Below are 25,445 nucleotides of genomic sequence, written 5' to 3'. Positions count from 1 at the left end.
AGGCCCCGCCCGCCACCGTCGGTCAGCGGGCGTTGACCGCCATGTCGTCGAGGATGAAGTTGGCCACGTTGGATGTGTCGCCCCAGCCGTTGAACCAGAGGCGGGTGGTTTTGCCCGCGAAGGCGGACAGGTCCACCGTGTACTGCTTGTAGCCCGCAGGCGCGCCCTTGGCCGGGATCACGGCCAGTTCCCGGTCGTCGGTCTTGACGATGAGGCGGTCCCAGGTGTCGGGTGTGGCGTTGTTGGTGACCTTGGCCCAGAAGGTGAGCGTCGACCAGGCGCACTCGCGCGGGATGGTGACCGTTTGGGTGATCTGGTTGCCCAGTGACCCGAACGTGGGGACCTTCGCCGCCCACGAGCCGGTGCGCGGGGCCTCGGCGCCGGTGTAGCGGTCGATGTAGTAGCCGGCCGACCACCAGTCGGTGCTGCCGTTCTCGAAGCCGGGGTTGAGGAACTTCTGGCCGCCGCTGGGGCAGGTCCAGTTCGGCGGGACGACCGTGGCGTCGAACCGCACGGTCGTGGTCCGGTTCGCCCCGTCCTTCGCCGAGACGGTGATCGGGCTGTTGACCAGGGTCTGCGTCGGTGTGCCGGAGATCAGCCCGGTGGTCGCGTTGATGCCGGTGCCGGTGGGCAGACCGGTCGCCGACCAGGTGTACGGGGCGGTGCCGCCGGTCGCCGTCATCTGGATGGTCATCGGCGTCCCGGTCCGCTGCGCGCGGTAGCCGGGGTTGGGCACGATCGGGTAGCCGGGCCTGCTGCCGGTGCCGACGATGAGCAGCCGGTTGGGCGTCCCCGTGCCCGCGTTGGTCACCTTGTTCGGCGTCGCCTCAACCAGGATGTGTGCGGCGATCTGCGCGGGAGGGGTGGCCGGGTCCACGGCGAGCAGCAGCGCGGCCGCACCCGTGACGTGCGGCGCGGCCATCGAGGTGCCGCTGAGCGTGTTCGTCGCCATCGGGTAGCCCTTCCACGCCGAGGTGATCGACTCACCCGGCGCGAACAGGTCGACGCAGGTGCCGGTGTTGGAGTACGACGACCGCGCGTCGCCCTCGCTGGAGGACGCCACGGTGATCGCCTCGGCTGTGCGCGCGGGCGACTGCGCGCAGGCGTCGCCGTTGTCGTTGCCCGCCGACACGGCGGTGGTCACCCCGTCGGCGATCAGCCGCCGGATCGCGGCGTCGAGCACCGGGTCCGGGTCACCGCCCAGGCTGAAGTTGGCCACCGCGGGCCCGGAGGTGTGGTGCGCGATCACCCAGTCGATCCCGGCGACGACCGTCTCGGTGGTGCCGTCGCCCGCGCAGTCGAGGACCTTCACCGCGACCAGCCGCACGCCCTTGGCCACGCCGTGGTCGGTGCCGCCGACGGTGCCCGCGACGTGCGTGCCGTGACCGTGGCAGTCCGCGTCCTGGCCGTCGCCGCTGGTGTTGGTGCCCCACACCGCGCGGCCGCCGAAGTCGTTGTTGGCGGTGTAGATCCCGGTGTCGACGATGTAGGCGGTGACGTTCGCGGCGGTGGTGCCGTAGGTGTAGCCGCTGTCGAGTTCGCCGCCGCGCTGGTCGATCCGGTCCAACCCCCACGACGGCGGACTGGTCTGCGTGGTGTCGGCCCGGATGACCCGGTTCGGCTGGACGTGGGCCACCGCCGGGTCCGCCGCGAGCTCGCGGGCCTGCCGCGCGGTCAACTCGGCCGAGAACCCGTTCAGCGCCTCGCGGAAGGTCCGCTGCGCCGTGCCCGCGTACCTGGTGGGGGAGTGGCCCTCCTTGAGCACGACGAGGTAGTCACCGGTGCTCCCCTCGGCTTCGGCGGGCACCACCCCGGCCGACAACGCCACCATCGCAACCGAAAGCGCCACCACTGCGCGCACTACGAACCTCCCCGATCCGTCTCCTGCCAGCAGGGTAGGAATCGCGGGATTGCGCCACCGGTGATCATCGGCGGTTCACCGGAATGCCTGTCGCCGTCACCCGCTCGGCGCAGTCGTGGGGTGAACACCCCGTCCGTGGATTGAGCGGCCGAGTAGCATCGGTGCTGGTCGGAACGCGCCGGGGCGGGGTGGTGGAATGGGCGGGACCCAGTTCCACAACGAGATCGCCTCCGGTGCGGTGATCTCCGGAAATGTCGTCCTCGCCGGAACCGTCACCGGCGGCGTCCACAACTACCACTTCACCGAACCCGGTCGTTCCGCGCCGTACGAGGTGCCCGAGATCAGCCCGGAGCAGGCGCGGGAGTTCTTCGAGACCGCGTGCAGGCTGGAAATGGACTGGGCGGACGAGGTCCCCTTTCCCGAGATCAGGGAGTTGCTGTACGCGGCGGCGCGCGCGGGCCACGCCGACGCGATGGCCCGCTTCGGCCTGTTCATCGAGGGCAGGCTGCACGCCGCGCTGACCGGCGCCGACATCGACCCGACCGCGTTGGACGTCGAGGCCGCGATGCGCTGGTACACCAGGGCAGCGCACCTGGGCAGCCCCATCGGCGCGCTCTACCTCGGCCAGGTCCACGAAGACCACTACGGCAACCCCGGCGAGGCGCTCAAGTGGTACTCGAAAGCCGCCGACGCCGGTCTCGCCGCCGCCCGCTCACGCCGCGACGGCCTCCGCGAACGGCTCGAACTCGGCCTCGGCAACCTGGCGGGCCGCAAGGAGTTCGGTCGGCGGGCACCGAGTGAGAGGAAACCGATGCCGCGGAAATCCGATTTCGACCGGTGGGTGGAAGATGACTGGAATGGAAGTGAGCCCATGGCGATCGCGTATTGCCTCGGTGAGCTCTCCGAAACCAGTGGTGGCCCGCACGGAGAATGGGGAGTCCTCGCCGACCAAGAGCAGATCGCACTGCTGAAGCACTTCACCGCACTGCACCCCACGTCGGTCACCCTGCCCGCGGTCGCGTTCGAGTACTACCAGAACATCGGCAAGGGCAATCTCCGCGAATTCGCCGGGAAGCTCGTCACCGGCCGAGTGCCCAAACCAGAGGACCTGGCCCCGGTGTGGGCACTGCAGAAACGGGAAGGCCGGGTCAGCACCCTGCGGTTCAGCTACACCATCACCCTCGCGGTCCAAGACTACGACTGGCTGACCGCGCTCCTGGCCGGGTTCGCCGACCAACCGCGGGCTGACCTCACCCTCCGCGAGTACGCCCTCAGGCTCACCCTCATCACCCGAGAACTCCACCACCGCCGTGACTCCGCCATCCCCACCGCCGACAACACCGAAGACAGGTGGGAGTTCTTCCCGATCTTCACCCCCGAGCAGCTCCAGGACGTGCTCGCCCACGCCGACCACTACGCCGCAGACCCCGCGACCCCCCAAGACCTCCGCGGCCTCTGGACCCGGATCGCCGCCGCCCTCAACGCCGCCCCCGCACACCCCTTCCCCTAGCCACTCCCGCCGGGTCGGGCCTACCCCTGCGTGGGCCAGTTGCGCAGGAGGGTGTCGAGGGCGGTGAGGGTGGCGGTCCACGACGCGTCCGTGGCGCGGGGGGTGTGGCGGAAGCGGCCGCTGGCTTCGAGGGTGGCGTAGCCGTGGAAGGTGCTGTGGAGGAGGCGGATCGCGTCGGTTTGGGTGGGTTCGGGGAGGGGGTAGCCGCGCAGGAGGGCTCGGGTCATGGTGGAGTGCCTGGTCCCGGCGGCGACTGCGGCGGGCTCGTCGGGCAGGTCGAGTTGGGCGGCGGCGTAGCGGCCGGGGTGGTTCAGGGCGTAGTCGCGGTAGGCGGTGCCGAAGGCGATCAGGGCGTCCTTGCCCGACCGGCCCGCCAACGCCTCCGCCACCCGGTCGGCGAGCTCGGTCAACGCCAGCACGGCGACCTTCGTCCGCAGGTCGCGGGCGTTCTTGATGTGCGAGTACAGGCTCGCGTCGCGCACCCCGAACCGCCGCGCCAGGGTGGAGACGGTCACGTTCTCCAGGCTGACCTCGTCGGCCAGGTCCGCCGCCGCCACCGTCAGCCGCTCGACCGTCACCCCGGCTCGCGCCATGCGCTCTCCACCTAAGTCGGTTAATCAGTTGCCTAGGAGTATTAGGATACTACCTATGCTGCCGATAACCGAGAACGCCCTCCGCGGCTGCTTCGTCAACTGCACCAAGGGCGAGGCCAAGCGCCTGGCCGTCCCGCGCGACCTGGCCGAACGGCCCTGGCCGGACCTCGACTTCCTGGGTTGGCGCGACCCCGCCTCCCGTGAGCGCGCCTACCTCGTCGCCGAGTCCGGCGGTGAGCTCGTCGGCGTGGCCCTGCGCGTGGCGCCGCAGGCGAACGCGGTCCGGCGGAGCATGTGCTCGCTGTGCCTGACCACCCACCCCGGCGCGGGCGTCTCCCTCATGACCGCCCGCAAGTCCCCCCAATCCGCCAGTTCCGTCGGCACCTACATCTGCACCGACCTCGCCTGCTCCCTCTACCTGCGCGGCAAGAAGCAGACCGAACCCGGCGGCCGCCTGCACGAATCCCTCACCCTGGCCGAGAAGGTCGACCGCACCACCGCCAACCTGGCGGGCTTCCTGCACCGCGTCCGCGAGTAGACCGGCCCAAGGTCCCGGTCGGACTGGGACCTCGGACGGCGGCGCCCACCGCACCCGCGCCGCTAGCGTCGGGTTGACGCACGTCATCGTCCACAGTGAACAGGAGTGCGGTATGAACCACCCCGTCTTGGTCGCCGTCGACGGATCCGAGTCCGCGCGGGAAGCGGTGGTCTGGGCGGCGGCCGAGGCCCGGCGCAGGAACACCTGGCTGCGGATCGTCACCGTCTACCCGTGGCCCATCACCGGTTTCCCGGAGTCGGCGGCCACCGGCCCCCAGTTGCTGGCGGGGTTGCGGGACCAAGCCCACACCACCCTCGCCGACGCCCGCGCCGCGGTCGTGCCGGACCTGGTTGTGCGCACCGCCGCGATCGAGGGCGATGTAGTGGCCGAACTGCGCGTGGCGAGCGAGGAAGCCGCGCTGCTGGTGCTCGGCTCACGCGGGCTCGGTGGCTTCTCCGGCATGCTGCTCGGTTCAACCGCCGTGGCGCTGTCGGCCCACGGCGCCTGCCCGGTCGTGGTGGTGCGCGGCGAAACTCGGGCGCCGCGCATCGTCGTCGGCATCGACGGTGGACCGACCGATGACGCCGTCCTCACGTTCGCCTTCGAGTACGCGGCGGGCGGGGACCGCACCGTCGTCGCCACCCACGCGTGGAGCGACACCGTCCTCGACGCCGCGCACACTGCCGGGTACGCGGCACTCGACTGGGGTCAACTGTCCACACAGGCCAGTGACCTGCTCGCCGACCGCGTGCACCCCTGGCGCACCAAGTTCCCCGACGTCCCGGTCGACCTGGTCGTCGCCCGGTCCCGCCCCACCCGGCTGCTGATCGAGCAGGCGGCGGACGCCGAACTGGTGGTGGTCGGGTCCCGGGGCAGGGGCGGTTTCGCCGGACTGCTCCTCGGGTCGACCAGCCAGGCCCTGATCCGGCACAGTCCGTGCCCGGTCGCCGTGGTCCGCTGACCCCGGCCGGGCACTTCAGCTCGGGTCGAGCACCTCGGCCAGTGGTCGGCGCGGCGTCCGCGGCACCGCACCCGCCCCCGCCGCGGGCCTGCCGACCCGGAACACCACCTGCGGCACCAGTTCTTCCCCCAGCACCTCGACGCGCACCCGTTCCCGCGACTCGGCTGTCTCCAGCGACCGCGTGATCGGGCACGACGCGAGCCGTAGCGCCGTCGCCGCCAACGACAACGCGCTGGTGGCCTCACCCGCGCGCAACCTCGACCCGACATCGTCGGATTCCGTCCCCAGCAACAGAAGTGTCCCCGGGCCCCCGGGCGGCGACGGCAGCCCGGGGGAGGAGAACCGCCGCATGATCAGGTCGCCGTACCGGACCTCGCGAGTCGCGTTCGCCGCCGGGACGCCGTCGGGGGACCCAGCGCGCCTGCCCGACCACCGCGCCAACTCATCGCGTCGAGCGGGCGAATCCGCCAGCTTGGTCAACTCGGCGAGCCGCGACAGCGCGGGGCCTGTCACCACCCGCGCCCGCACGCCCGATTCCGCCGCCGCGCGGATCAGCTCGCGCAACTGCGCGTCGCCCACCGGCCAGTCCGCGTAGGCGCGCCGGTCGCTGCGCCTGCGCGTGATGGCCGATGCGGCAAGGACATCCGCGTGGACCGGTGCCGCGTACGCGAGTTCCACTGTGGCCAGTCGCGTGGGATCAGCGGGGTCGGGCGCGCGGTGCACCCGCGACCGCCACCCGAACGCGGCCAACGCGGTGACCAGGTGGTGCAGCGCCGCGCCGCAGCTGATCACCAGGTCCCGGCCGTCCGGGTCGGTCGCGGGCAACCGCCGGGTCGGGTCGGCGTGCAGGTGGACCGACGACGGCCCCACCCGCCACCGCCACGGCTGGGTGTTGTGCACCGACGGCGCGCAGCACGCCAACCGCAGGGCGGTCATCATCGTCTCGTCGTCCGGGAACACCGCGGCCATCGCACCGTCCTCTTTCGCCAGTCACCCCAGGGTTCGCCCGCGCCGCCCCGCCGACCAGGGAGCTAGGTCCCGCGCACCGGGGACCTTGGTGTCCGCCCGCTCGCGTGTTGCCGACAAGCGATATCCCGGAATACCGTGTTGCGAATTGGCAGACCCGAGAACGGCTGGTGATCGGCGAGTCGGAATTGCCGCTGTGGGTGCGATGAACATTGTGATAAAGGCGGCATTCAGGCGTCCGCCGTGTAGGACGTTCGGCGTAGCGGTGCGGGTGCGCGTTCGGCGATGTAGGCCATGAGCAGGGGAAACATGGTCTCCAGACGATCGTCAACAGCCGGAGAACCCTCGACGGCCAAAACTTCGCCAGGCACTTCCCCGGCGCGGATCCGGCAGCTATGGTCCCGTTGTCCGCGCCGATTCCTGGGGGTTTCACATGCGCCGAAGTTCTCGCACGCCCACTCGAGATCTGTTCGTCCGCGCCGCCGCGCGGACCGGGCAGGTCCTGCTGGTCGCCGCCCTCGCGGTGACCGGTCTCACCACGACCGCCACCGCGGCGCCGTCCGCGAAGCCCGCGCCCGCCGAGAAGAGCGCGTTGACCGGCGCGGAGCAGGACGCCTTCGCCAAGGCCAAAGCCACCGGCCAGCCCGTCGCGGTGGCCGACGCGACCACCGAGACCAGCCAGGTCCTGGTGAAACCGGACGGCCGGTTCGTCTACGAGTCCAGCGCCGCCCCGCAGCGGGTCAAGCGCGGCGGCAAGTGGCAGCCCGTGGACGCCGCGCTGCGCGCGGCCGCCGACGGGACCCTGACCCCCGCGGCCGCCCCGCTCGACGTCTCGTTCTCCGGTGGCGGCACCGCGCCGTACGTCACCCTGAAGTCCCCCCAGGGCCAGGTCGCGCTGCACTGGTCGACCCCGCTGCCCGCGCCGAGGGTCGAGGGTTCCACCGCGACCTACCCGGAGGTGCTGCCCGGGGTCGACCTCGTCCTGACCGCCTCCCCGCTGAGCTACCAGCAGGTCCTCGTGGTGCACAACGCCGAGGCCGCCGCCAACCCGGCGCTGCGCCAGGTGAAGGTCACCGCCAGGTCCACCGGCCTGTCCGTGCGCACCGGTGTGGACGGTGCGCTATCGGCCGTCGACGCCGACGGCAAGGCCGTGTTCTCCGGCTCCACGCCGACCATGTGGGACTCCGCGCGTCCCAAGGCGACCGACCCGGCCCCGACCGCGGCGGACCCCAAGGCAGCCCGGGTGGACAAGGTCGCCGTCACCGCCCGCGAGATCGCCGTCGAGCAGCCCGCCGCGGCGGGCAAGAAAGCCGTGCGTGGCGCCGAGGTCACCGTGGTCCCCGACACCGCGGCGCTGACCCGCGCGGGCGTGAAGTACCCGGTCTACGTGGACCCCTCGCTGACCGGCAACCAGCTCGCGTGGGGCGAGACGACCGCGAACGGCTACAGCTACTTCAACGCCAACATGGACGCCCAGGTCGGCCGCTGCTACAACGGCGGCGGCGCGTGCGGCGCGCTGACCACCGCGCGGTCGTACTTCCGCTTGAACACCGAGCCCATCAAGCCCCGCTCCGGCTGGGCCGCGGTGGTCTGGACCGCTGGGGTGTACACCACCCAGACCCACGGCGCGCACCTGTGCACCGCCGAGCCGGTTCGCTTGTGGAGCACCGGTCCGATCTTCTCCGGCATGACCTGGAACAACCCCGGTCTGACCGCCCTGCTGGACACCAAGTCCTCCGGCGCGGGCGACCAGTGCGGCGGTGCCGGTGGCGTCGTGTTCGACGCGGCCCCGGTCAAGGACTTCGTGCAGACCGCGGCCAACGGCGGCTGGAACGACATCACCGTGGCCCTCGCCGCCCAGGACGAGAACCAGCAGCTGCAGTGGAAGAAGTTCGCCACTGCCGGTGCCGCGGCGCCGAAGCTGGTCGCCGAGTTCAGCTACCGCCCCAACCAGCCGGGCGGCCTGGTCATCCCCGCTGCCGGTCAGTGCTGGCCCTACAGCGCGACGGTGGCCACCCAGACCCCGACCCTGCAGGCCACGGCGACCGACAACAACAACCCGACGCTGCCGGTGATCCTGCGCTACGAGATCTTCAACCGCATCACCAACGCACTGGTGGCGAACTCCAACAACGCCGTGGTGATCGCCTCGGGGACGACGGGGACCTGGACCACCCCCACCCTGCCCGACGGCGACTACCGCTACCGGGTCGGTGCGCTCAGCCAGTACCCCGGCGACCCCGGCCGCAACCTGTGGGGACCGGACTACTCGCCGGTCTTGGACTTCAACGTCCGGTCGACACCGCTGCTGACCCCGGTGGTCAAGCCGAGCCCCGACTACCCCAAGGGTGCCTGGGGTGCCCCGACCAACGCCCCCGGGTCGATCTCGGTGAGCGACCCCGGTAGCGCCGGCGGCGAGGTCGAGGGCTTCACCTACACCTTCAACGGCCCGGGCACCGAGGTCCTGCCCGGCCCGACCGACTGCGACTTCGACAAGGTCTTCGGCCTCACCGGCGGCTGGGTCTCCGGGTCGTCGGCGACCATCCGCATCCCCGTGGGCCTCTCGCCCGGCTACCACACCCTGCACGTGCGCAGCTTCGACCGCTCGCACAAGCTCTCGGCGGAGACCCAGGCGTACGAGTTCTACGTCGCGCCGTCGACGCTGCTCTCGCCGACCAAGCTCGAGGCCGAGTCGATGACCGTCTCGCAGCCAGGCGGGCAGGGCGTGACCATCGTCAACCAGTCCAGCTGCTGCGGCGTGACCTGGTCCAACGGCGCCCAGGTGCACTTCTACGGCACCGCGGCCAACCAGTCGTTCACCCTGGGCTTCACCGTCGGCGCCGAGCAGGACTACGACCTCGGCCTCGGTGTCACCCGGTCCATGGACTACGGGCAGGTGTCGTACGCGATCGACGGGCAAGCCGTCGGACAGCCCTCGCTCAACGGCCCGGTCGGCTCGTTCGAGCTGTTCGAGTGGGTCGTGCGGACCCGCCACGTCCCGCTGGGCAGCAGACGGCTGACCGCGGGCGCGCACACGCTGACGGTGACCGTCACCGGGACCAACGGCTTCACCACCGGTCAGCGCTACCACGCGGGCGTCGACTACCTGCTGCTCACCCCGACCGGCCGGTTCGAGGCCGAGCAGCCCAGCCAGGTCACCCCGACCCAGCCCCCCGGCCAGTCGATGACCGTGGCCAGGCAGAACCAGGCGGGCGGCGGCGCCTACTGGTCCGAGGGCGCGCAGCTCGGCTTCGACGCGACCGCCAACGGCGCGTCGGTCGACCTGGCGTTCAAGATCCCGGTCGAGGCCGACTACGCAGTGGGCATCAACCTCGCCAAGGGCCCGCAGCAGGGCAAGGTGACCATCAAGCTCGACGACGTCGTGCTCGGCAAGACCGATGACACGCCGTGGGACGGCTACCAGGCCACCGCGGGCACCGCGTACGTGCCGCTCGGCGGCGCGCACCTGGCCGCTGGCACGCACAAGCTCAAGATCACCGTGGCTGGCAAGCACGCCTCGTCCACCGGCTACAAGGTCGGCGTCGACTACTTCGGCGCGGTGGCCTTCGCCGCCGCGACCGCGGTGGACTTCACCTCGGCGATGAACAACAACGGCATCGCCCCCGAGGGCACCGCCGCCGACCTCGACACCAACGGCGCCGCTTCGATCTCCGCGCAGACGATGGCCGCCGCGGGCTTGGCCCCCGGTTCCTTGTTCACCGTGGACGGCGCGACGTTCGTCATGCCAGCGCACCGCGCCGACGGCAACGACAACGTCATCGCCCACGGCCAGACGATCCCGCTGCCGGTCGCGCAGCAGGTCAAGGCCAGCGCGGTCGGCCTGCTCGTGGTCGACACCTGCTACTCGGTCCCGCAGCGCTCCGGTGCGGTGACCTACCTGGACAACACCGTCGACCGGCCGCAGTTCCCGACCGTGCCGGACTGGTTCCTCGGCCCCAAGGAGTCGGCGCACGTCGTGCTGCCGCACTTCAACCTGGGCACCGCGGTCGCCACCAGCGGGCAGCCGAGGCTGTACACGATCTTCGTCCCGACCGACCCGACCAAGACGCTGAAGTCGGTCACCCTGCCCAACTACGGCACGCCGTTCGTGCCGGGGTGCACCGGCGGCCCGGCGCTGCACGTGCTGGCCATGGCGCCGCGCCCGGTGCAGGCCGGGTGGCTGGGTGCCTGGTCGGCGCAGCCGGACACCACGTCCGTCCCGCCGGGCGGCGTCGGCTTCGCCAACCAGACGGTGCGCACCGTCGTGCACCCGAGCCTGACCGGGTCGCAGGTCCGTGTCACCCTGTCGAACTCGCTCAACACCAGTGCGGTCACCGTGAACAAGGTGTCCGTTGGCGCCCAGCAGGGGACCGGGGTCGACTCGGTCGCCACCCCCGCCGCTGTCCTCTTCGGAGGGAGCGCGTCGGTGACCATCCCCGCGGGCGGTGAGGTGACCAGCGACGCGGTCGCCTTCCCCTCCGGCGGAACCGGGAACCTCGTCTTCAGCGCGTACCACTCGGCGGCGCTGACCCGGGTTCCGGTGCACTCGCGGCCTTCCGCGCCGGTGCGCATCGGCTCCGGTGACCTCACGGCCACCGCGTCCGGCACCGGGTTCGCGACGGCGGCCACCGGCAGCTACCTGGTGTCCGGCCTCCAGGTGTCCACATCGGACAACTCGCTCGGCACCGTCGTCGTCCTCGGCGACCAGCAGTCCGCCGCGGCGGGCACCGACATCAGCGCGGGTCACAACAAGACCTGGGTGGACCGGCTGCCCGGGGCGCTGGACACGGCCGGGATGCCGTTGCCCGGCAGCATCGTCAACGCCTCCCGGGCCGGTCTGGCCGCCACGGCGACCTGGCAGATGAACGAGCCGAGCGGCACCGCGCTCAACGACCCGAGCGGCTCCTTCACCGGGACGCTGGTCGGGACCAGCGCCCGCACCACCGAACGCGGTGGCGCGGTGGACTTCGACGGCAGCACCGGTCACGCCACGATCTCCGGCACCCCGATCAAGACCACCGAGAGCTACACCATCTCGGCGTGGGCCAAGCTGGAGTCGACCGCGGTGTCGGCCACGATCTTCAGCCGCGGCGACAGCACGACCGGGTCGCTGCAGCTGCTGTACTCCAAGCCGCACAACGCATGGGCGCTGACCAACCCGGCGGGCGGGGCTTCCGCGCTCGTCGTCGGACCGGCCCCGGCGCTCAACACCTGGACCCACCTCGTCGGCACCTACGACGCCGCCACCAGGGAGATGAGGCTCTACGTCAACGGCGCCCAGGTCGCGTTCGGGCCCAGGGTGGTCGTCGACGGTGCCGGGCCGTTCGTGATCGGCGCCGGGAAGTCCGCCGGTGGCGCGGTGTCCGGGTACTTCAACGGGTCCATCAGCGAGGTGTCGCTGTTCCAGGGCGCCGCGACCGCGACCGACGTCGGCATCCTGTACCTGGGCAACGCCGTGACCGGTCCCCGCGCGGGCATCTCGTCGCAGTCGCTCACCGAGGCGGCCACGAGCCTCAACCGGCACGTCTACGGTGAGCCCAACCTGCGCACCGTCGTCGTCGCCCTGGGCGCCAACGACGTGCTGGCGGGGCGGAGCAAGAACGACATCCTGGCCGGGTTCCGCCAGGTGATGCACCAGGCCAACGCCGAGGCGCTGCGCAACGTCCGGCGCACCGACGGCAGCCTCAACCACGTCATCGTGGCCACCATCCCGGCACTGGGCCTGGCCGCGAACGACCCGCGCGAGGTCATCCGCCAGCAGGTCAACACCGATCTGCTGAACAACTTCACCGACCAGGGCGCCGACGAGGTCATCGACATCGCAGGCACGGTCGCCGATTCCGGCAACCCCAACCTGATCAGCTCCGGATACCTCACCGGGGGCCAACCCAACGACACCTACTACACCGTCGTCGCGGCCGCGATCGCCGCAGCCGCCTCGACTTTCCCGCCCACGGCCCAGTTCTAGTCCGCTCTCCCCGAGTGCCCGCCGGGTTCACCCCCGGCGGGCACTCGCGTTTTGTTCTGGGATCGAGAAGTTCGACCGCGATGCGCATTTCCCGTGTGGTGTGGGGTGTGGCCGAGGGGCTTACGCTGGAGGCCCCGGCACGTGTACCGATGAACCACAAGTCTCCTCGGGAGCTCTAGTGAGAACCACACGTATCGTGCTGTGCGCCGCGCTCGCCATCTGGGCCGTGGGGCTGTCACCCGCCGCGGCCGCACCCGCGGCGTTCGCCCTGTCCAGTTCCGCCTTCACCAACGGCGGGCTCATCCCCAAGGTCCACGAGTGCACCAGCGGCGGCGGCAACGACCCCGCCAAGAAGAACGAGTCGCCGCCCCTGGCCTGGTCCGGTGCCCCCACTGCGGCCAAGAGCTACGCGATCGTCATGCGCGACCTCGACAACGCCAACCTCATCCACTGGGTCATCTACGACATCCCGGTGAGCGCGACGTCCCTGCCGCAGAACGTCCAGCACTCCTACCAGCCCCCGGTCCCGTCGGGATCCCGGCAGATCTACTACCGGGGCAGCGCCAGCCTCTACGGCTACCAGGGGCCGTGTTCGCCCTCGACGGTGAACACCTACGAGTTCGTCGTCCACGCCCTCAACAAGGCGTCCCTGACCACCCTCACCTCGAGCTCGTCCACCCAGACCGCGGCCAGGGCCATCACCGCGGCCTCCATCGGCTCGGCCAAGATCAGCGGCGAGTCCTAAGTCAACCGCGGCGGAACAGGCCGGTGCCCCCGGCCTGTTCCGCGGCCACGCAATCGATTCAGCTCGTTCGCCAGTGCGAATGACCGCAGGTCGGCCTGCTGCGGGTGCGGGCGCGGTTGCTAGCGTTGCGCGGTGTCTGAGGGAGAGCAAACCGGGCGTGTGGTGGGCGGCCGGTTCGAACTGCTGGAGCCGCTGGGTAGCGGCGGCATGGGGACGGTGTGGCGGGCCCGCGACGTGGGCCTGCAGCGCGAGGTCGCCATCAAGGAGGTGCGCCCGGCCGACGCCGCGCTCTTCGAGCACAACCCGGCGCTGGCGGCCCAGCAGCGGGAGCGGGTGCTGCGCGAGTCCCGCGCGCTGGCGCGGCTGCAGCACCCGAACGTCGTGTCGATCTACCAGATCATCGAGGACAACACGCCGTACCCGTGGATCGTCATGGAGCTGGTCCAGGGCGTGTCGCTGGACTCGAGGCTGCGGCAGGGCACCCTCGCCCCGGCCGAGGCGGCCCGGATCGGCCGCGACGTGCTGCGGGCGCTGCGCGCCGCCCACGGCGCGGGCATCCTGCACCGCGACGTCAAACCGGGCAACGTGCTGCTGCGCCAGGACGGCAGCGCCGTGCTCACCGACTTCGGCATCGCCGCCCTGCACGACTCCGGCCAGCTCACCGCGACCGGCGAGGTGATCGGCTCCCCCGAGTACATCGCCCCGGAGCGGCTGCTCGGCGACGAGACCAAGACCGCCTCGGACCTGTGGTCGCTGGCGATGCTGCTCTACGTCGCCGTCGAGGGCTACCACCCGCTGCGCCGCGCCACCACGATGGCCACCCTCGCCGCGGTCATGACCGAGCCGGTGCCCCCGCCGCGGCGCGCGGGTCCGCTCGGCGCCGCGCTGAGCGCGGTCCTCGTGTCGGACCCCGGCAACCGCCCGACGCCCGAGGTCCTCGACCGGATGCTCGCCGCCGCCGAACACGGCGGCCAACTGCCCTTCGGCCCACCCACGCCCGCGGGCCCGGCGTTCGCCGCCCCGCCGACCCCCGCCGGTCCCGCCTTCGCCGCGCTCCCCAGCCCGACCGGCCCCGCCGTGTCCACCGGGCCGTGGAAGCAGCAGTACCCCCCGTACTGGCAGGGCGACCCCTCGTCCAGGCCGAACCAGGTGCCGCCGACGCGCAAGCGCACGGGGGCCATCGCGGTGTCCCTGGTCGCGGTCGCGCTGGTCGTCACCCTCGCCGTCCTGCTCACCAGCTACCTGACCTCCAGCGAAGACCCCGGCAACACCGCCGCCGACAGCCCGGGCACCGACGTCCCCGCGACCAGTGGCCAGCAGACCGCCACCCCGCCGATCAAGGCCACGACCAAGGCCACCGCAGCGCCCCCCAAGACCACGACGGCACCAGCGGTCGAGGACCTGCTCACCCCGGCGGGCGCGCGCTCGGTGGTCACCGCGATGAGCGAAGTCATGGGCGGCACCAAGGTCTCCGACATGACCATCTATGCCACGTACGCCATGGCCACCGCCCCCACCACAGCCGTGAAGAACGGCTTCGACGACTTCGAGTACCGCAACGGCAAAGCCAGCCGCAGGGGAGCGGACACAGTGGACGCCGACCGCGCGGTGGTGGACCTGAACAAGGTCAACTGGGACGCCCTGCCCGCCCTCTGGGACCGAGCCGCCAAAGACCTCGGCGTGCCCAAACCCACCATGCGCTACATCATCATCGACACCGGCCTCATCGACCACGTGCCCGCCTTCAAGCTCTACCTAGCCGACGAATACAGCGGCGCCTACCTCCTGGCCAACCTCGAAGGCAAGGTCCTCAAGCTCTACCCGCGCTGACCACCTTTTCGGTGTCAATGGCGCAAACGAACGTGCTACGGCTCCGCTTTCTGGCGTTTCGTAGTGCCGATGACTCCCTCGCGTGTGGTTCGCATTAAGTTTACCGCGCGCTGTCGAGTTGATCACTACACGATCGGGTCTTGACCTCGGTGTTCATCTCTGCTAGATGCATGTCCGTTTGTTGGTGCGAATCGGCAACTTGGCTGTAGGTGCGATACGCCTACCTCGGCGAATGCCGTTACCCGTTCGGTGGGCTCGGTCGCCCATTGCTACGATCCAGTGGCTAATACCGGCAGTGGTCCGGCCGTGCTCTCAACGGCTCGATCGAGAACTGTCGTCGGTATCGTGACCCTGGGGGGTACAGCATGTTCTTTCGCATACTCGGTTCATTGGAAGTGGACCGCGACGGAGTTCCTGTCCACGTGGGTGGGATCCGGCAGCAACGCTTACTCGCGATACTACTGCTCAGTCCCAGGCAGGTGGTTCCCGTCGACAGGTTGGTCGACCTGTTGTGGGACAGGCCGCCGCGTTCGGCTCGGCAGCAACTGCACAATGCCGTGGGGGCCCTCCGCCGCGCACTGGGGCCGACGGCGATCACGTGGAACGACGTGGGCTACCGCATAGAGATCGATGAGTCGGACGTGGACGCGTTCCGGTTCCAGACCGCGTTGGCCGAAGCCAGGGAAGCCGCCAAGGTGGGTCGATTGGCCGCCGCCATTGATTTGCTCGGCGGTGCTGTGGTGCTGTGGCGCGGCGATGTGCTCCCGGGGTTGGGCGGTGATGTGATCGGCAATGTCGCGGCTCAACTGCATGAGCAGCGGCTCGTCGCCGTAGAAGAACTCGCCGGTTGGAGGCTGCGGTTGGGCGAGTCGGCCACAATCGTCGGTGAACTGCGACAATGGGTTGGTGAGTACCCGCTGCGCGAAGCGCTGCGTTCGGCACTAATGCTCGCGTTGCACCGTTCCGGGCGACAGATTGAGGCGTTGGCGGTCTACGAAGACGCACGACGCTCGTTGGCCGACGAACTCGGATTGGACCCGGGCCCCCTATTGCGCGAGACACATGCGGCGATTCTCGCCGATGACGCTTCGTCGGATATTCCGGCCCCGGTGCTCTCGGTCGAGGTGGACGCCGCGCAACGGGCCCGCTCTTACCTCCCCCGCGACGCCAGTGACTTTGCCGGGCGCTCGGTGGAAATGCGCGATCTGCTTGATCAGGCGAAATCCGGGCGCACCACCGCGGTGGCCATCTCGGTGATCGCGGGCATGGGCGGCGTCGGGAAGACGGCCCTGGCGATCCACTTGGCCCACGGGCTGATCGACGACTACCCGGACGGTCAGTACTTCATCGACCTGCACGGCTTCACCAGGGGCATGGACCCCGCTACCCCCGAACAGGTGTTGGACACCTTGTTGCGCGACAGCGGGGTTCCACCGGAAATGGTCCCGGCGTCGTTGGAGCGGCGCAGCGCGCTCTGGCGGTCGAGACTCGCGGGCAAACGGGTGCTGCTCGTGCTGGACAACGCCGTGGACGCCGCGCACGTCCGGCCGCTGCTGCCGGGTACCGCGGGGCCACTGGTGTTGGTGACCAGCAGGCGCAAGCTGACCGCGCTGGAGGGTGCTAGTCCAGTGCCACTGGACGTGCTCCCCGCGGTCGACGCGATCGCGCTGTTCACCGCCGTCGTCGGGCCCGGCCGGGTGGCCGGGCAGGAGGCGGCGTTGGCTGAGGTGGTGGACTTGTGCGGTCGACTACCGCTCGCCATCCGCATCGCCGCTGCCCGGTTGCGGGATCGAGCGGGGTGGCGGATCGCCGACCTGGTCGAACGGCTCAGCGACCACACTCGACGAGCCAGGCTGCTCGCGGTCGACGACCGAAGCGTGCTGGCCGTGCTGGAGATGTCCTGCCGCTACTTGACCGCGGAACAGTCCAGGCTGTTCCGCCTACTCGGCCTGCACCCCGGGACCGACTTCGACCTGCACGCGGTGGCCGCGCTCGCCGGGCTGGCCGCGCCCGCCGTTGACGCGCACATGGAACGCCTGCTCGACGACAACCTGGTGAAACAGGACACCGCTGGTCGGTTCTACCTGCACGACCTCGTCCGCGACTGCGCGCGTCACCAACTGGACCGCCTGGAGCCCGCGGAGGCGATCCGCGAGGCGGAGGCCCGCTTGCTCGACTACTACCTGTGGGCCGCACACACCTGGTCGGCTGACCTGCGGAATCCGATCTTCGAGGGAGCGCCGCTCGTCCGCCCGCCCGCGGAATTGCCCGCCGCCCCATCCGAGGAGTCGCGGATGGACCGGCTGCGGCTGGAGTACCGGAACCTGCTGGCCGCGGCGCGGGCAGCCATCGATCGCGGCTCGAACGCACACGCCTGGCAGTTCGCCTGTGTGCTGCACCCGGTGTTCAAGATCCACAACTTCGGCTCCGGCGCGGTGGAGGTTCTCGAAGGCGCCGCGGCGGCGGCGGTGGGGGAGACCGCGCGCCAAGCGGCGTGCGCGCACGCCCTCGCCGCCGTGTTCCGCGAGCGCGGGGACCCCGCTGCGGCCGGAGTCCGCGCCCGCGCTGGGTGAACTCGGGAACGTGCCGTGGTTGGTGGACCCCACGCGGTGCGGTCTGACGGGGAGTAGCGGACAAGGTGTGTCCGGGTAGCGGCGCCTGCCAACCTCATCGCGTTGCCACAACACGGGAGTGCACTCCCGGTCCACCTCGCGGTGGAGCCCGACCACGGTGGCGACTGGCGCGACAGGACATCCTCGACGATGCGGAGTAGCGGCGTGACCACTTATCCCCTGATACACCCGTTCACCGCCATGGCTGCGGCCCCGCCGCCGCTGATCGTCAAGGCGATGGGCGCCCGCCTGACCGATGCGGACGGAAAGTCCTACCTCGACGGCGTGGCCTCGCTGTGGAACATCAACCTCGGCCACGACAACCAGGACATCAAGAACGCCATCCGCGACCAGCTCGACCACGTCGACTACACCACCCTCTTCGGGCTCGCCCACGAACCCGCCGTGGACTACGCGCAGCTGTTGACCTCGGCGTTGCCCGCGAGCCTCAACCGGGTCCACCTGGTCAGCGGCGGATCGGAAGCGGTGGAAACCGCGCTCAAGCTGGCCATGGCGCTCTCCCGCGCGCGCCACGGCCGCGAGACGGTGCCGCACATCGTCCACTTGGAGAAGGCCTACCACGGGGTCTCGCTCGGTGCGCTGAGCGCGATGGGCATGGCGGACAACCGCGCGTTGTTCGAACCGCTGCTGTCCAACTTCCACGCCGCCGCGTCCCCCTACCTCTACCGCCACCCGGAGGCACCGGACGCGGCACGGGTCGCGAAAGCGTGTGCCGAGGACATCGACAGGGTGATCACCCGCGTCCTCGCGTCCTCGCCCGCCGCCCGCGTGGCGGCCGTTCTCGTCGAACCGGTGCAGGGCGCAGGGGGGATCATCACCCCGCCCGAGGGCTACCTGCGGCTCGTCCGCGAGATCTGCGACGCCCGGGGTGTACCGCTCATCGTCGACGAGGTGGCGACCGGATTCTGGCGCACCGGCAAGCTGTTCGCCATCGAGCACGAGGGGGTGGTTCCTGACCTGCTCACCTTCGGGAAGGCCTCCAGCGGCGGCTACCTGCCGCTGGGTGGCGTGGTGGTCGGTGACGACGTCTTCGACGCGCTCGGGGAGTTCTTCGGCGGCAGCTCGCTGCCGCATGGCTTCACCTTCGGCGGCTCGCCGCTGGCCTGCGCCGCCGGTGTGGCCGCGATGCGGCAGTACCTCGCTCCCGGGTTCGGCGAGCGGGTGAGCGCCACCACGGCACAGCTGTCGCGGCTCGCCGGACCCGTCGGCGAGCTCGCCACGGTCGGCGACGTCCGGCAGGCCGGGCTGATGATCGGCTTCGAGCTTGTCGAGGACCGGGCCACGCGGCGACCCTTCCCGCCCGAGGCCGACATCGTCCGCCGCGTCGTGCGCGAGGCCCGCGAGCAAGGGCTGGTGATCCGACCTGTCGGGTCCAACACCGCGCCCCTGATGCCGCCGCTGACCGCCACCGACGACGAGCTCACGGAGATGGTGGGCGCGCTCGGCAAGGCGATCGACACCGTGACGTCCGCGGCACTCGGGTGAGCGCGGTAGGCAGAACTGCGGTCTTGGACCTGTGGGACCGCCGTCCGGCGTGGCGGGTTCCGGAAGCCACCGTCCGGGCGTTGGAGGACCTGCTGCCCGCCCCCTGGTCGGTCCGGTGCGTCAGGGGTGACACCAATGGCGTGGGGGACGGGGGCCGGGCCAGTGCGGCGACCGTAGACGCCGTGCGCGGTGCCGAGGTCTACATCGGGTACGGCATCGCCCGCGAGACCTTCCTCGCGGCGACGGCGGAGCCGGGCTCCAGGTTGCGCTGGGTCCACTCGGCCGGGGTTGGTGTCCGCGCCAGCCTCTTCCCGGAGATGATCACCTCACAGGTGGTCCTCACCAACTCACGAACGGTGCAGTCCCAGGCGATGGCGGAGACGGCGATGGCGATGTTGTTCCACTTCGCCCGTGGTCTGGACTACGCGGTCGCGGGACAGGCCGCGGTTCGCTGGGACCCCACGCCTTTCGACGAATTGCGCGGCATTGGTGAGGTGGAGGGCACGCACCTCGGTGTCGTCGGGTTCGGCGCGCTGGGACAGCAGGTGGCCAACCGCGCCACTGCCCTGGGCATGCGGGTCACCGCGCTGCGCAGGCATCAAGGGCAAGACCCACACCCGCACGTGCGGGTCGTCACCGGGCCGGATGGGCTGCGGGAATTGCTCAGCACGTGCACGGCGGTGGTGATCTGCCTGCCGGACACCCCGCGCACGACGGGTTTCATCGGCGGGCGCGAGCTCGCCCTGCTCCAGCCGGGGACCGTCCTGGTGAACCTCTCGCGCGGGGCGGTCCTGGACGAGGTGGCGTTGCTCGAAGCGCTCCCGCGACTTCGCGGTGCCGCACTCGATGTCGTCGCCAAGGAGCCGCTCGACCCGAACTCCCCGCTGTGGACGGCACCCAACGTGCTGCTGACCCCGCACGTCTCGGCGACCACGCCGCGGTACTGGGCTAGGCAACTGGCTTTGCTGGTGGCGAACTTCACCCGCTATCTCACCGGCGAACCCCTGCTCAACAGGGTCGACAAGTCCGCAGGATACTGATGGGAGCCGCCATGAGCGAACCGCTCCACCACTCGAACGGCAGGACCGCCCGCGTTCTCATCGCCCCGTCCAGCTTCCTCTCCCTCGGTCCCGACGGCACAGGCGCGTTCGGCGAGCGCGGCATCGAGGTGCGGGTCAACCCGCACGGTCGTCCCCTTACCGCCGCCGAGGTGGTCGACTTGGCGCGCGACTGCGACGGGATCCTGGCCGGGAACGAGCCGTTGACTGCTGACGTCCTGGCCAGACTGCCGCGCCTGCGCTGCATCTCCCGGTGCGGTTCGGGCACCGACAACGTGGACCTGGATGCCGCGCGGGCGCGCGGCATCCAGGTGCTGCGCACGCCGGATGCCCCCGTCAAGGCCGTGGCCGAACTGACAGTCGGACTGCTGCTCACCCTCCTGCGCGGCATCCACCTGGTGAACCCCGCCGTCCACAACGGGGACTGGCCACGCCTTCGGGGCGGACTGCTGGCCGAGCGGACCGTCGGCATCGTGGGGCTGGGGCGCATCGGACAGGCGGTCGCCCGCTTGCTCGCCCCCTTCGGGTGCGACCTCCTGGCGTCCGATCTCGACGCGGGCAGCGCCGTGTGGGCTCGGGGGCACGACGTGCCCCTGGTCGCCCTCGACGACCTGCTGGCCCGCGCGGACATCGTGTCGCTGCACGCCGCCCCGGGGGTCCGCCCGTTGTTGGGGGCACGAGAACTGGCTCTCATGCCGCGAGGCGCGTTGCTCGTCAACACCGCGCGCGGCTCCCTCGTCGATGAGGCGGCGCTGCTGCGCGCCTGCCGCACGGGCCACCTCGGTGGTGCGGCCCTGGACGTCTTCGCCGAGGAACCCTACCGCGGCCCGTTGTCCGATGTGGACAACATCGTGCTCACCCCGCACATCGGCTCGTTCACCGCGGAAACCCGGACGGCCATGGAACTCCAGGCCGTGAACCACTTGATCGACGGACTCGGATACCGATGAACACACCACTGCGCGTTGCCATCGTCGGGATGGGCTCGGCGGGTCGCCGCCGAGCCGACGCCCTGCGTGCCCTGCCCGATCTCTACGAACTCGTCGCCGTCTGCGACGTCCGCGACGTTGTGGACCCACCCGACGTACCCGCGTTCACCGATCACCGCCAGTTGCTCGCGGGCGGTCCCGCCCTCGATGTCGTGCTCGTGTGCACCTCCAACGAGGTCACCCGGGTGGTGGTCGAAGATGCGCTGGCCGCGGGAAAGCACGTCTTCTGCGAGAAGCCCGCAGGGCGGTCCACCCTGGAGACCGAGGCGCTGGCCCGCGCCGCGCGCGGCGCGCCAGGCCGACTCGCCTTCGGCTTCAACCACCGCCAGCACGGGTCTGTGCGCGCCGCGCTGGCTCTCGCCCACGGCGGTGAGCTGGGAAGACTGATCTTCGCACGGGGGGTGTACGGCAAGTCGGAGCTCTCCGGCTGGCGCGCCGACCCCGCGATCTCCGGTGGCGGCATCCTCCTCGACCAGGGCATCCACCTGCTGGACCTGATCTCCCGGTTCTGCGGCGACTTCTCCGAGGTCCAAGCCATGGTGGGTGCCCCGCACTGGTCGGCGGGTGCTGACGACAACGTCTTCGCCCTGCTGCGCACCGATGACGGGGTGGTCGCGTCGCTGCACTCCTCGGCGACCCAGTGGCAGCACACGTTCCGCCTCGAACTCGCCTTCAGCGAAGGCTCGTTGGTCCTGGACGGGTTGGTGACCGGATCGCGGTCCTACCGCGCCGCCGACGGCTCCGCGGAGACCCTGACCGTGCGTCGGAACGGGAGCACGGGCGCCGAGGTCTCCCGGTACGAGTACGACCGGGACGACTCCTGGGAGCGCGAACTGGCCGCGTTCGCCGCGGTCTTGCGCGGCGGCGCCGAGCAGGACCTGTGTGACACCGATGACGCGCTCGCGGTGATGCGGCTCGTCGGACGGGTGTACGACGCGGCTCTCGCGAGCGGTGACGCCGCGGTCGGTCGCGCCTGGCACGCCGACGCCATCACCAGCTACCGCGCCCGGCTCGGACGGCTGGTCACGACCGCGTCGTGGGACAAGTTGGAAGAGCTGAGCAGGCTGTGCCTGGCCGCGCACCGGGAAGGTCGAGACATCTACGTCGCGGGTAACGGCGGCAGCGCCGCCACCGCCGCGCACTGGGCCACCGACCTGCGCCACGCGTTCCCGCGCGCTCGAGGCCTCAGGGTGTTCGCCCTCGGCCAGAACGTCGCCTTCACCACGGCCGCCGCCAACGACCGCGGCTACGAGGGTGCCTTCACCGAGGAGGCCCAGGAAACGCTCAACCCGGGCGATGTCGTCATCGTGATCTCCGCCAGCGGCAATTCACCCAACATCCTGCACCTGCTCAAGCACGCCGACGAACACGGCGCGCACACCGTCGCGGTGACGGGCTTCGACGGCGGCAAGGCGGCGAAGGTCGCCCAGCTCACCGTGCACACCCCCGGCAGCATCGGCGACTACGGACCAGCCGAGGACATCCACCTCGCGCTGGGCCACGCGTTGATGGAACGCCTCCGCGAGTTGGCCGCACAGCACGAGGGCGCGAAGTCGGTGGTCACCCTATGACGCCTTCGACCCTGACCGTGTCGTCGGCGTTGGGCGACTACCCGGTCACCGTGCACGCGGGCGTCCTCACCTCGGCCGCGGCCAGTCGGTCGTACCTCGACGAGCTCGGCCCCGACCACGTCGTCGTGGCCGACAGTCGGGTCCTGCGGCTCTACCCCGGGAGTCCCTGGTTCCTCGACGAGAGTCGGGTGATCCCTTTCACCGCGCACGAGACCGCCAAGACGCTCGACGGGGTGCAAGCGCTCTACCAGGCGTTCATCGACCGCCGGGTGCGCCGGAGCACCACGGTCGTCGTGGTCGGCGGTGGCATCGTCCAGGACGCGGCGGGCTTCGCCTGCCACACCTTCCTCCGCGGGGTCAACTGGTGGTACCTGCCGACCACCCTGCTCGCCCAGGGCGACAGCTGCATCGGCGCCAAGACCTCGCTGAACCACTTCACCAGCAAGAACATCCTCGGCGTGTTCGCCAGGCCGGGGCGGGTGCTCGTCGATCCCGAGGTCCTGGCGACCCTCACGCGGGTCGAACGAGCCAGCGGCTGCGGTGAACTGCTCAAGGTGTCGGTGATGAGCGGACCAGAAGCGTTCACCGCCCACGCCGCGGATCTCGAGGCTGTGCTCGCGGCCGACCCCGACGCCTGTGCCAGGCAGATCGAGGCGGGTCTGGCCACGAAGATCACGTACATCGAGGACGACGAGTTCGACCGCGGTCGGCGGCAGCTGCTCAACTACGGGCACGAGTTCGGACACGCGCTGGAAGCGGCGACGAACTTCGAGGTACCGCACGGTTTGGCCGTGGCGATCGGTGTCGACTTCGCCAACCGGCTCTCGGCTGGTCGCGGTCGAGCCACCTCGGATTTCGTCGCGAAGGTCGCGGTCGTGACGCGCGCTCTCGTCACCGACGAGCGGGTGCCACGGCTGCGCTGGGCGGCCTTGCTGCACCACCTCGCCAGGGACAAGAAGCGGGTCGGCAAGGACCTGACCGTGGTGGTCGCGCACGGTTTCGGCCGGATGGAGAAGCTCACGGACGTGACCCCGGCGGAGGCCAGGGAAGTCGCGGCGGGCCTGCCCTACGTCCACTTCACCGACCTGGGGGATGCCGGGGCCGAGGGGGGAACGACCGGATGAAGGTCGGCAGGATCAGAACGGGTACCGGCCCCCGTTGGGTCGCCTACCGGGACGGTTCGGTGTTCGAACTCGACCGGCCACTGGGCGGTACGGTCGGAGAGCGCCTGGGCACCACGGCCGAGTTCCCCCTCATCGCCCCGTGCCCGCCCGGCAAGGTCGTCGGCGCGGCGACCAACTACCTCGGTTCCACCGACCGGTACGCCGGGATCAGCGAGCCGATGGTGTTCCTCAAAGCCGCCACGAGTGTGATCGGGCCGGGCGACCCGATCGTGTCCCCGTACCAGTCGGAGACGGTCGTGTGGGGTGAGGCGGAGCTCGCCGCGGTCATCGGACGGCGGATCAGCGGGATCACCCCCGAGCAGGCCACCGAAGCCGTGTTCGGCTGGACCATCGGCAACGACGTGACGGCGGACAACGTTGACGGCCGCGACCACCACTTGGCGCGGTCCAAGAGCGCGGACACCTTCTGCCCCCTCGGTCCCTACATCGATACCGACTACCGGATCGAGGGCCGCAGAATCAGTGGCCACCTCAATGACCGCCTCGTGACAACCGGCTTGACGAGCGACTTCTTCTGGGACCCCTACGTCCTGATCAGCAGGCTCTCCCACTGGTTCACCCTTGAGCCGTTCGATGTCATCCTCACCGGTCACCCACCCCTGGTCGGGTCCCTGCCCGTGATGGGTCCTGGCGACGTCTACCGGGCCCGCGTCGAAGGATTTGAACTGGACCTGGTGAACCCCTTCCACGGCTCACCCGCCCACACCCCGGAGGAGACCGGCGATGCCCCTGCCAGATAACAGGCTCAAGGAGACCCTGAACGCTGGGGAAGCGGCCTACGGCACGTGGTGCCTGCTGCCCTCAGCGAGCGCGGTGGAGGCCACCGCGGCTTCCGGCTTGGACTACGTGATCATCGACATGGAGCACGGTGTCGCGTCACCGGAGACGGTCGAGCACATGGTGCGGGCCGCCGAGTCCGCAGGGGTCACCGCCTTGGTGCGCTCGTCGACCGCCGATCCCGCGAACATCCTGCGCTGCCTGGAAACCGGCGCAGCGGGCCTGCTCGTGCCGCAGATCGAATCGGCGGAACAGGCCCGTGCGGTGGCCGCCGCCGCCCGCTACCACCCAGCGGGGACCCGAGGGCTGGCCCCGTACACCCGCAACCACGGCTTCAGCCACGAAGACCTGGCGAGCAGCCTCGCCACCGCCAACGACCGCATGGTGGTCGGGGTTCTGGTCGAGGGGCCGACCGGCGTGGCCAACCTGGCGGAGATCAGTCGGGTCGCCGGTGTGGACATCGTCTACGTGGGCATCTACGACCTCTCCCAGGCGGTCGGGCACCCAGGCGACCTGGATCACCCCGCTGTGCGGGAGGCCTTGCGCACAGCGGCGCGGGAGATCCGCGCGGCGGGCCGCAGCGCGGGCTCGTTCGCGCGCGACGCCGCCTATGCCCGCCTGTTGCGGGAGAGCGGGTTCACCTTCATCGCCTACCTCGCCGACACCGCCGCGTTGACGGCGCATTTCCGCGCGTTCCGCACCGAGTTAGACGCGGATGCCTGACGGGGATTCCCCCACTAGAGTGAATGGATCATGTTCGCCTCGTACATGCGCTT

17 protein-coding genes are annotated in these 25,445 nt (G+C 70.5%); 14 read left to right on the top strand and 3 right to left on the bottom strand.

Translation table 11 applies throughout. The features are described 5' to 3' along the window. Positions 1 to 22: 22 nt before the first annotated feature. Positions 23 to 1,849, bottom strand: coding sequence for a S8 family serine peptidase (locus tag JOD54_RS28600; protein ID WP_307860361.1), 1,827 nt, complete (start codon positions 1,847 to 1,849; stop codon positions 23 to 25). Between the two features lie 208 nt (positions 1,850 to 2,057). Between JOD54_RS28600 and JOD54_RS28595 the strand changes: the two genes are divergently transcribed. Continuing rightward, on the top strand, positions 2,058 to 3,371 hold the full coding sequence (locus JOD54_RS28595) for an SEL1-like repeat protein (RefSeq protein WP_204455059.1): 1,314 nt from the start codon (positions 2,058 to 2,060) through the stop codon (positions 3,369 to 3,371). Between the two features lie 20 nt (positions 3,372 to 3,391). On the opposite strand, the gene JOD54_RS28590 is transcribed toward JOD54_RS28595, so the two are convergent. Continuing rightward, positions 3,392 to 3,964: a TetR/AcrR family transcriptional regulator gene (locus JOD54_RS28590; RefSeq protein ID WP_204455058.1), complete on the bottom strand. Its 573-nt coding sequence runs from the start codon at positions 3,962 to 3,964 to the stop codon at positions 3,392 to 3,394. 55 nt (positions 3,965 to 4,019) lie between these two features. Between JOD54_RS28590 and JOD54_RS28585 the strand changes: the two genes are divergently transcribed. Next, complete coding sequence (locus JOD54_RS28585) at positions 4,020 to 4,502, top strand: FBP domain-containing protein (RefSeq protein ID WP_204455057.1); 483 nt, start codon at positions 4,020 to 4,022, stop codon at positions 4,500 to 4,502. Positions 4,503 to 4,614: 112 nt separating this feature from the next. Then, positions 4,615 to 5,463, top strand: coding sequence for a universal stress protein (locus JOD54_RS28580; RefSeq protein WP_204455056.1), 849 nt, complete (start codon positions 4,615 to 4,617; stop codon positions 5,461 to 5,463). Between the two features lie 15 nt (positions 5,464 to 5,478). Here JOD54_RS28580 and JOD54_RS28575 read toward each other — a convergent pair whose 3' ends face one another. Then, the gene (locus JOD54_RS28575) at positions 5,479 to 6,432 is read right to left on the bottom strand and encodes an Acg family FMN-binding oxidoreductase (RefSeq protein WP_204455055.1); all 954 of its coding nucleotides are present in this window, start codon (positions 6,430 to 6,432) and stop codon (positions 5,479 to 5,481) included. 430 nt (positions 6,433 to 6,862) lie between these two features. Here JOD54_RS28575 and JOD54_RS28570 point away from each other — a divergent pair, with 430 nt between their 5' ends. The 11 genes from JOD54_RS28570 to JOD54_RS28520 all read left to right on the top strand — a co-directional run bounded on the left by JOD54_RS28570 (position 6,863) and on the right by JOD54_RS28520 (position 25,392). Further along, on the top strand, positions 6,863 to 12,397 hold the full coding sequence (locus JOD54_RS28570; protein ID WP_204455054.1) for a LamG-like jellyroll fold domain-containing protein: 5,535 nt from the start codon (positions 6,863 to 6,865) through the stop codon (positions 12,395 to 12,397). 178 nt (positions 12,398 to 12,575) lie between these two features. Continuing rightward, complete coding sequence (locus JOD54_RS28565; protein ID WP_307860360.1) at positions 12,576 to 13,142, top strand: YbhB/YbcL family Raf kinase inhibitor-like protein; 567 nt, start codon at positions 12,576 to 12,578, stop codon at positions 13,140 to 13,142. Between the two features lie 132 nt (positions 13,143 to 13,274). Then, complete coding sequence (locus JOD54_RS28560; protein WP_204455053.1) at positions 13,275 to 14,972, top strand: serine/threonine-protein kinase; 1,698 nt, start codon at positions 13,275 to 13,277, stop codon at positions 14,970 to 14,972. A 365-nt stretch (positions 14,973 to 15,337) separates the two neighbouring features. Continuing rightward, a complete protein-coding gene (locus tag JOD54_RS28555) occupies positions 15,338 to 17,545 on the top strand; it encodes an AfsR/SARP family transcriptional regulator (RefSeq protein ID WP_204455052.1) in 2,208 nt (735 codons plus the stop codon). Positions 17,546 to 17,749: 204 nt separating this feature from the next. Next, positions 17,750 to 19,090 (top strand): aminotransferase family protein, encoded by a 1,341-nt coding sequence (locus tag JOD54_RS28550; protein WP_204455051.1) that lies wholly within the window; start codon positions 17,750 to 17,752, stop codon positions 19,088 to 19,090. Positions 19,091 to 19,113: 23 nt separating this feature from the next. Further along, positions 19,114 to 20,130, top strand: a complete 1,017-nt coding sequence (locus JOD54_RS28545) for a D-2-hydroxyacid dehydrogenase (protein ID WP_204455050.1) — start codon at positions 19,114 to 19,116, stop codon at positions 20,128 to 20,130. A gap of 11 nt (positions 20,131 to 20,141) precedes the next feature. Then, positions 20,142 to 21,098: a phosphoglycerate dehydrogenase gene (locus JOD54_RS28540; protein ID WP_204455049.1), complete on the top strand. Its 957-nt coding sequence runs from the start codon at positions 20,142 to 20,144 to the stop codon at positions 21,096 to 21,098. Further along, positions 21,095 to 22,708: a Gfo/Idh/MocA family protein gene (locus JOD54_RS28535; RefSeq protein ID WP_204455048.1), complete on the top strand. Its 1,614-nt coding sequence runs from the start codon at positions 21,095 to 21,097 to the stop codon at positions 22,706 to 22,708. Before JOD54_RS28540 ends, JOD54_RS28535 begins: the two co-directional genes overlap by 4 nt. After that, positions 22,705 to 23,832, top strand: coding sequence for a 3-dehydroquinate synthase family protein (locus tag JOD54_RS28530; RefSeq protein WP_204455047.1), 1,128 nt, complete (start codon positions 22,705 to 22,707; stop codon positions 23,830 to 23,832). Before JOD54_RS28535 ends, JOD54_RS28530 begins: the two co-directional genes overlap by 4 nt. Further along, positions 23,829 to 24,632, top strand: coding sequence for a fumarylacetoacetate hydrolase family protein (locus JOD54_RS28525; protein WP_204455046.1), 804 nt, complete (start codon positions 23,829 to 23,831; stop codon positions 24,630 to 24,632). Before JOD54_RS28530 ends, JOD54_RS28525 begins: the two co-directional genes overlap by 4 nt. Further along, positions 24,616 to 25,392 carry an HpcH/HpaI aldolase family protein gene (locus JOD54_RS28520; protein ID WP_204455045.1) on the top strand — a complete coding sequence of 259 codons (777 nt, stop codon included), beginning with the start codon at positions 24,616 to 24,618 and terminating at the stop codon, positions 25,390 to 25,392. Before JOD54_RS28525 ends, JOD54_RS28520 begins: the two co-directional genes overlap by 17 nt. Positions 25,393 to 25,445: the final 53 nt, after the last annotated feature.

This window comes from Actinokineospora baliensis, assembly GCF_016907695.1.
Classification (GTDB): Bacteria; Actinomycetota; Actinomycetes; order Mycobacteriales; family Pseudonocardiaceae; genus Actinokineospora; species Actinokineospora baliensis.
Note: the sequence above shows the minus strand (reverse complement) of the source record. Positions and strands in the feature narration are given on the sequence as shown.

Bases quoted from the DNA above. Each gene is read 5' to 3' on its own strand.
- JOD54_RS28585 (WP_204455057.1), top strand. From the start codon at position 4,020: ATGCTGCCGATAACCGAGAACGCCCTCCGCGGCTGCTTCGTCAACTGC.
- JOD54_RS28575 (WP_204455055.1), bottom strand. From the start codon at position 6,432: ATGGCCGCGGTGTTCCCGGACGACGAGACGATGATGACCGCCCTGCGG.
- JOD54_RS28555 (WP_204455052.1), top strand. From the start codon at position 15,338: ATGTTCTTTCGCATACTCGGTTCATTGGAAGTGGACCGCGACGGAGTT.
- JOD54_RS28580 (WP_204455056.1), top strand. From the start codon at position 4,615: ATGAACCACCCCGTCTTGGTCGCCGTCGACGGATCCGAGTCCGCGCGG.
- JOD54_RS28540 (WP_204455049.1), top strand. From the start codon at position 20,142: ATGAGCGAACCGCTCCACCACTCGAACGGCAGGACCGCCCGCGTTCTC.
- JOD54_RS28595 (WP_204455059.1), top strand. From the start codon at position 2,058: ATGGGCGGGACCCAGTTCCACAACGAGATCGCCTCCGGTGCGGTGATC.
- JOD54_RS28535 (WP_204455048.1), top strand. From the start codon at position 21,095: ATGAACACACCACTGCGCGTTGCCATCGTCGGGATGGGCTCGGCGGGT.
- JOD54_RS28590 (WP_204455058.1), bottom strand. From the start codon at position 3,964: ATGGCGCGAGCCGGGGTGACGGTCGAGCGGCTGACGGTGGCGGCGGCG.
- JOD54_RS28530 (WP_204455047.1), top strand. From the start codon at position 22,705: ATGACGCCTTCGACCCTGACCGTGTCGTCGGCGTTGGGCGACTACCCG.
- JOD54_RS28520 (WP_204455045.1), top strand. From the start codon at position 24,616: ATGCCCCTGCCAGATAACAGGCTCAAGGAGACCCTGAACGCTGGGGAA.
- JOD54_RS28570 (WP_204455054.1), top strand. From the start codon at position 6,863: ATGCGCCGAAGTTCTCGCACGCCCACTCGAGATCTGTTCGTCCGCGCC.
- JOD54_RS28525 (WP_204455046.1), top strand. From the start codon at position 23,829: ATGAAGGTCGGCAGGATCAGAACGGGTACCGGCCCCCGTTGGGTCGCC.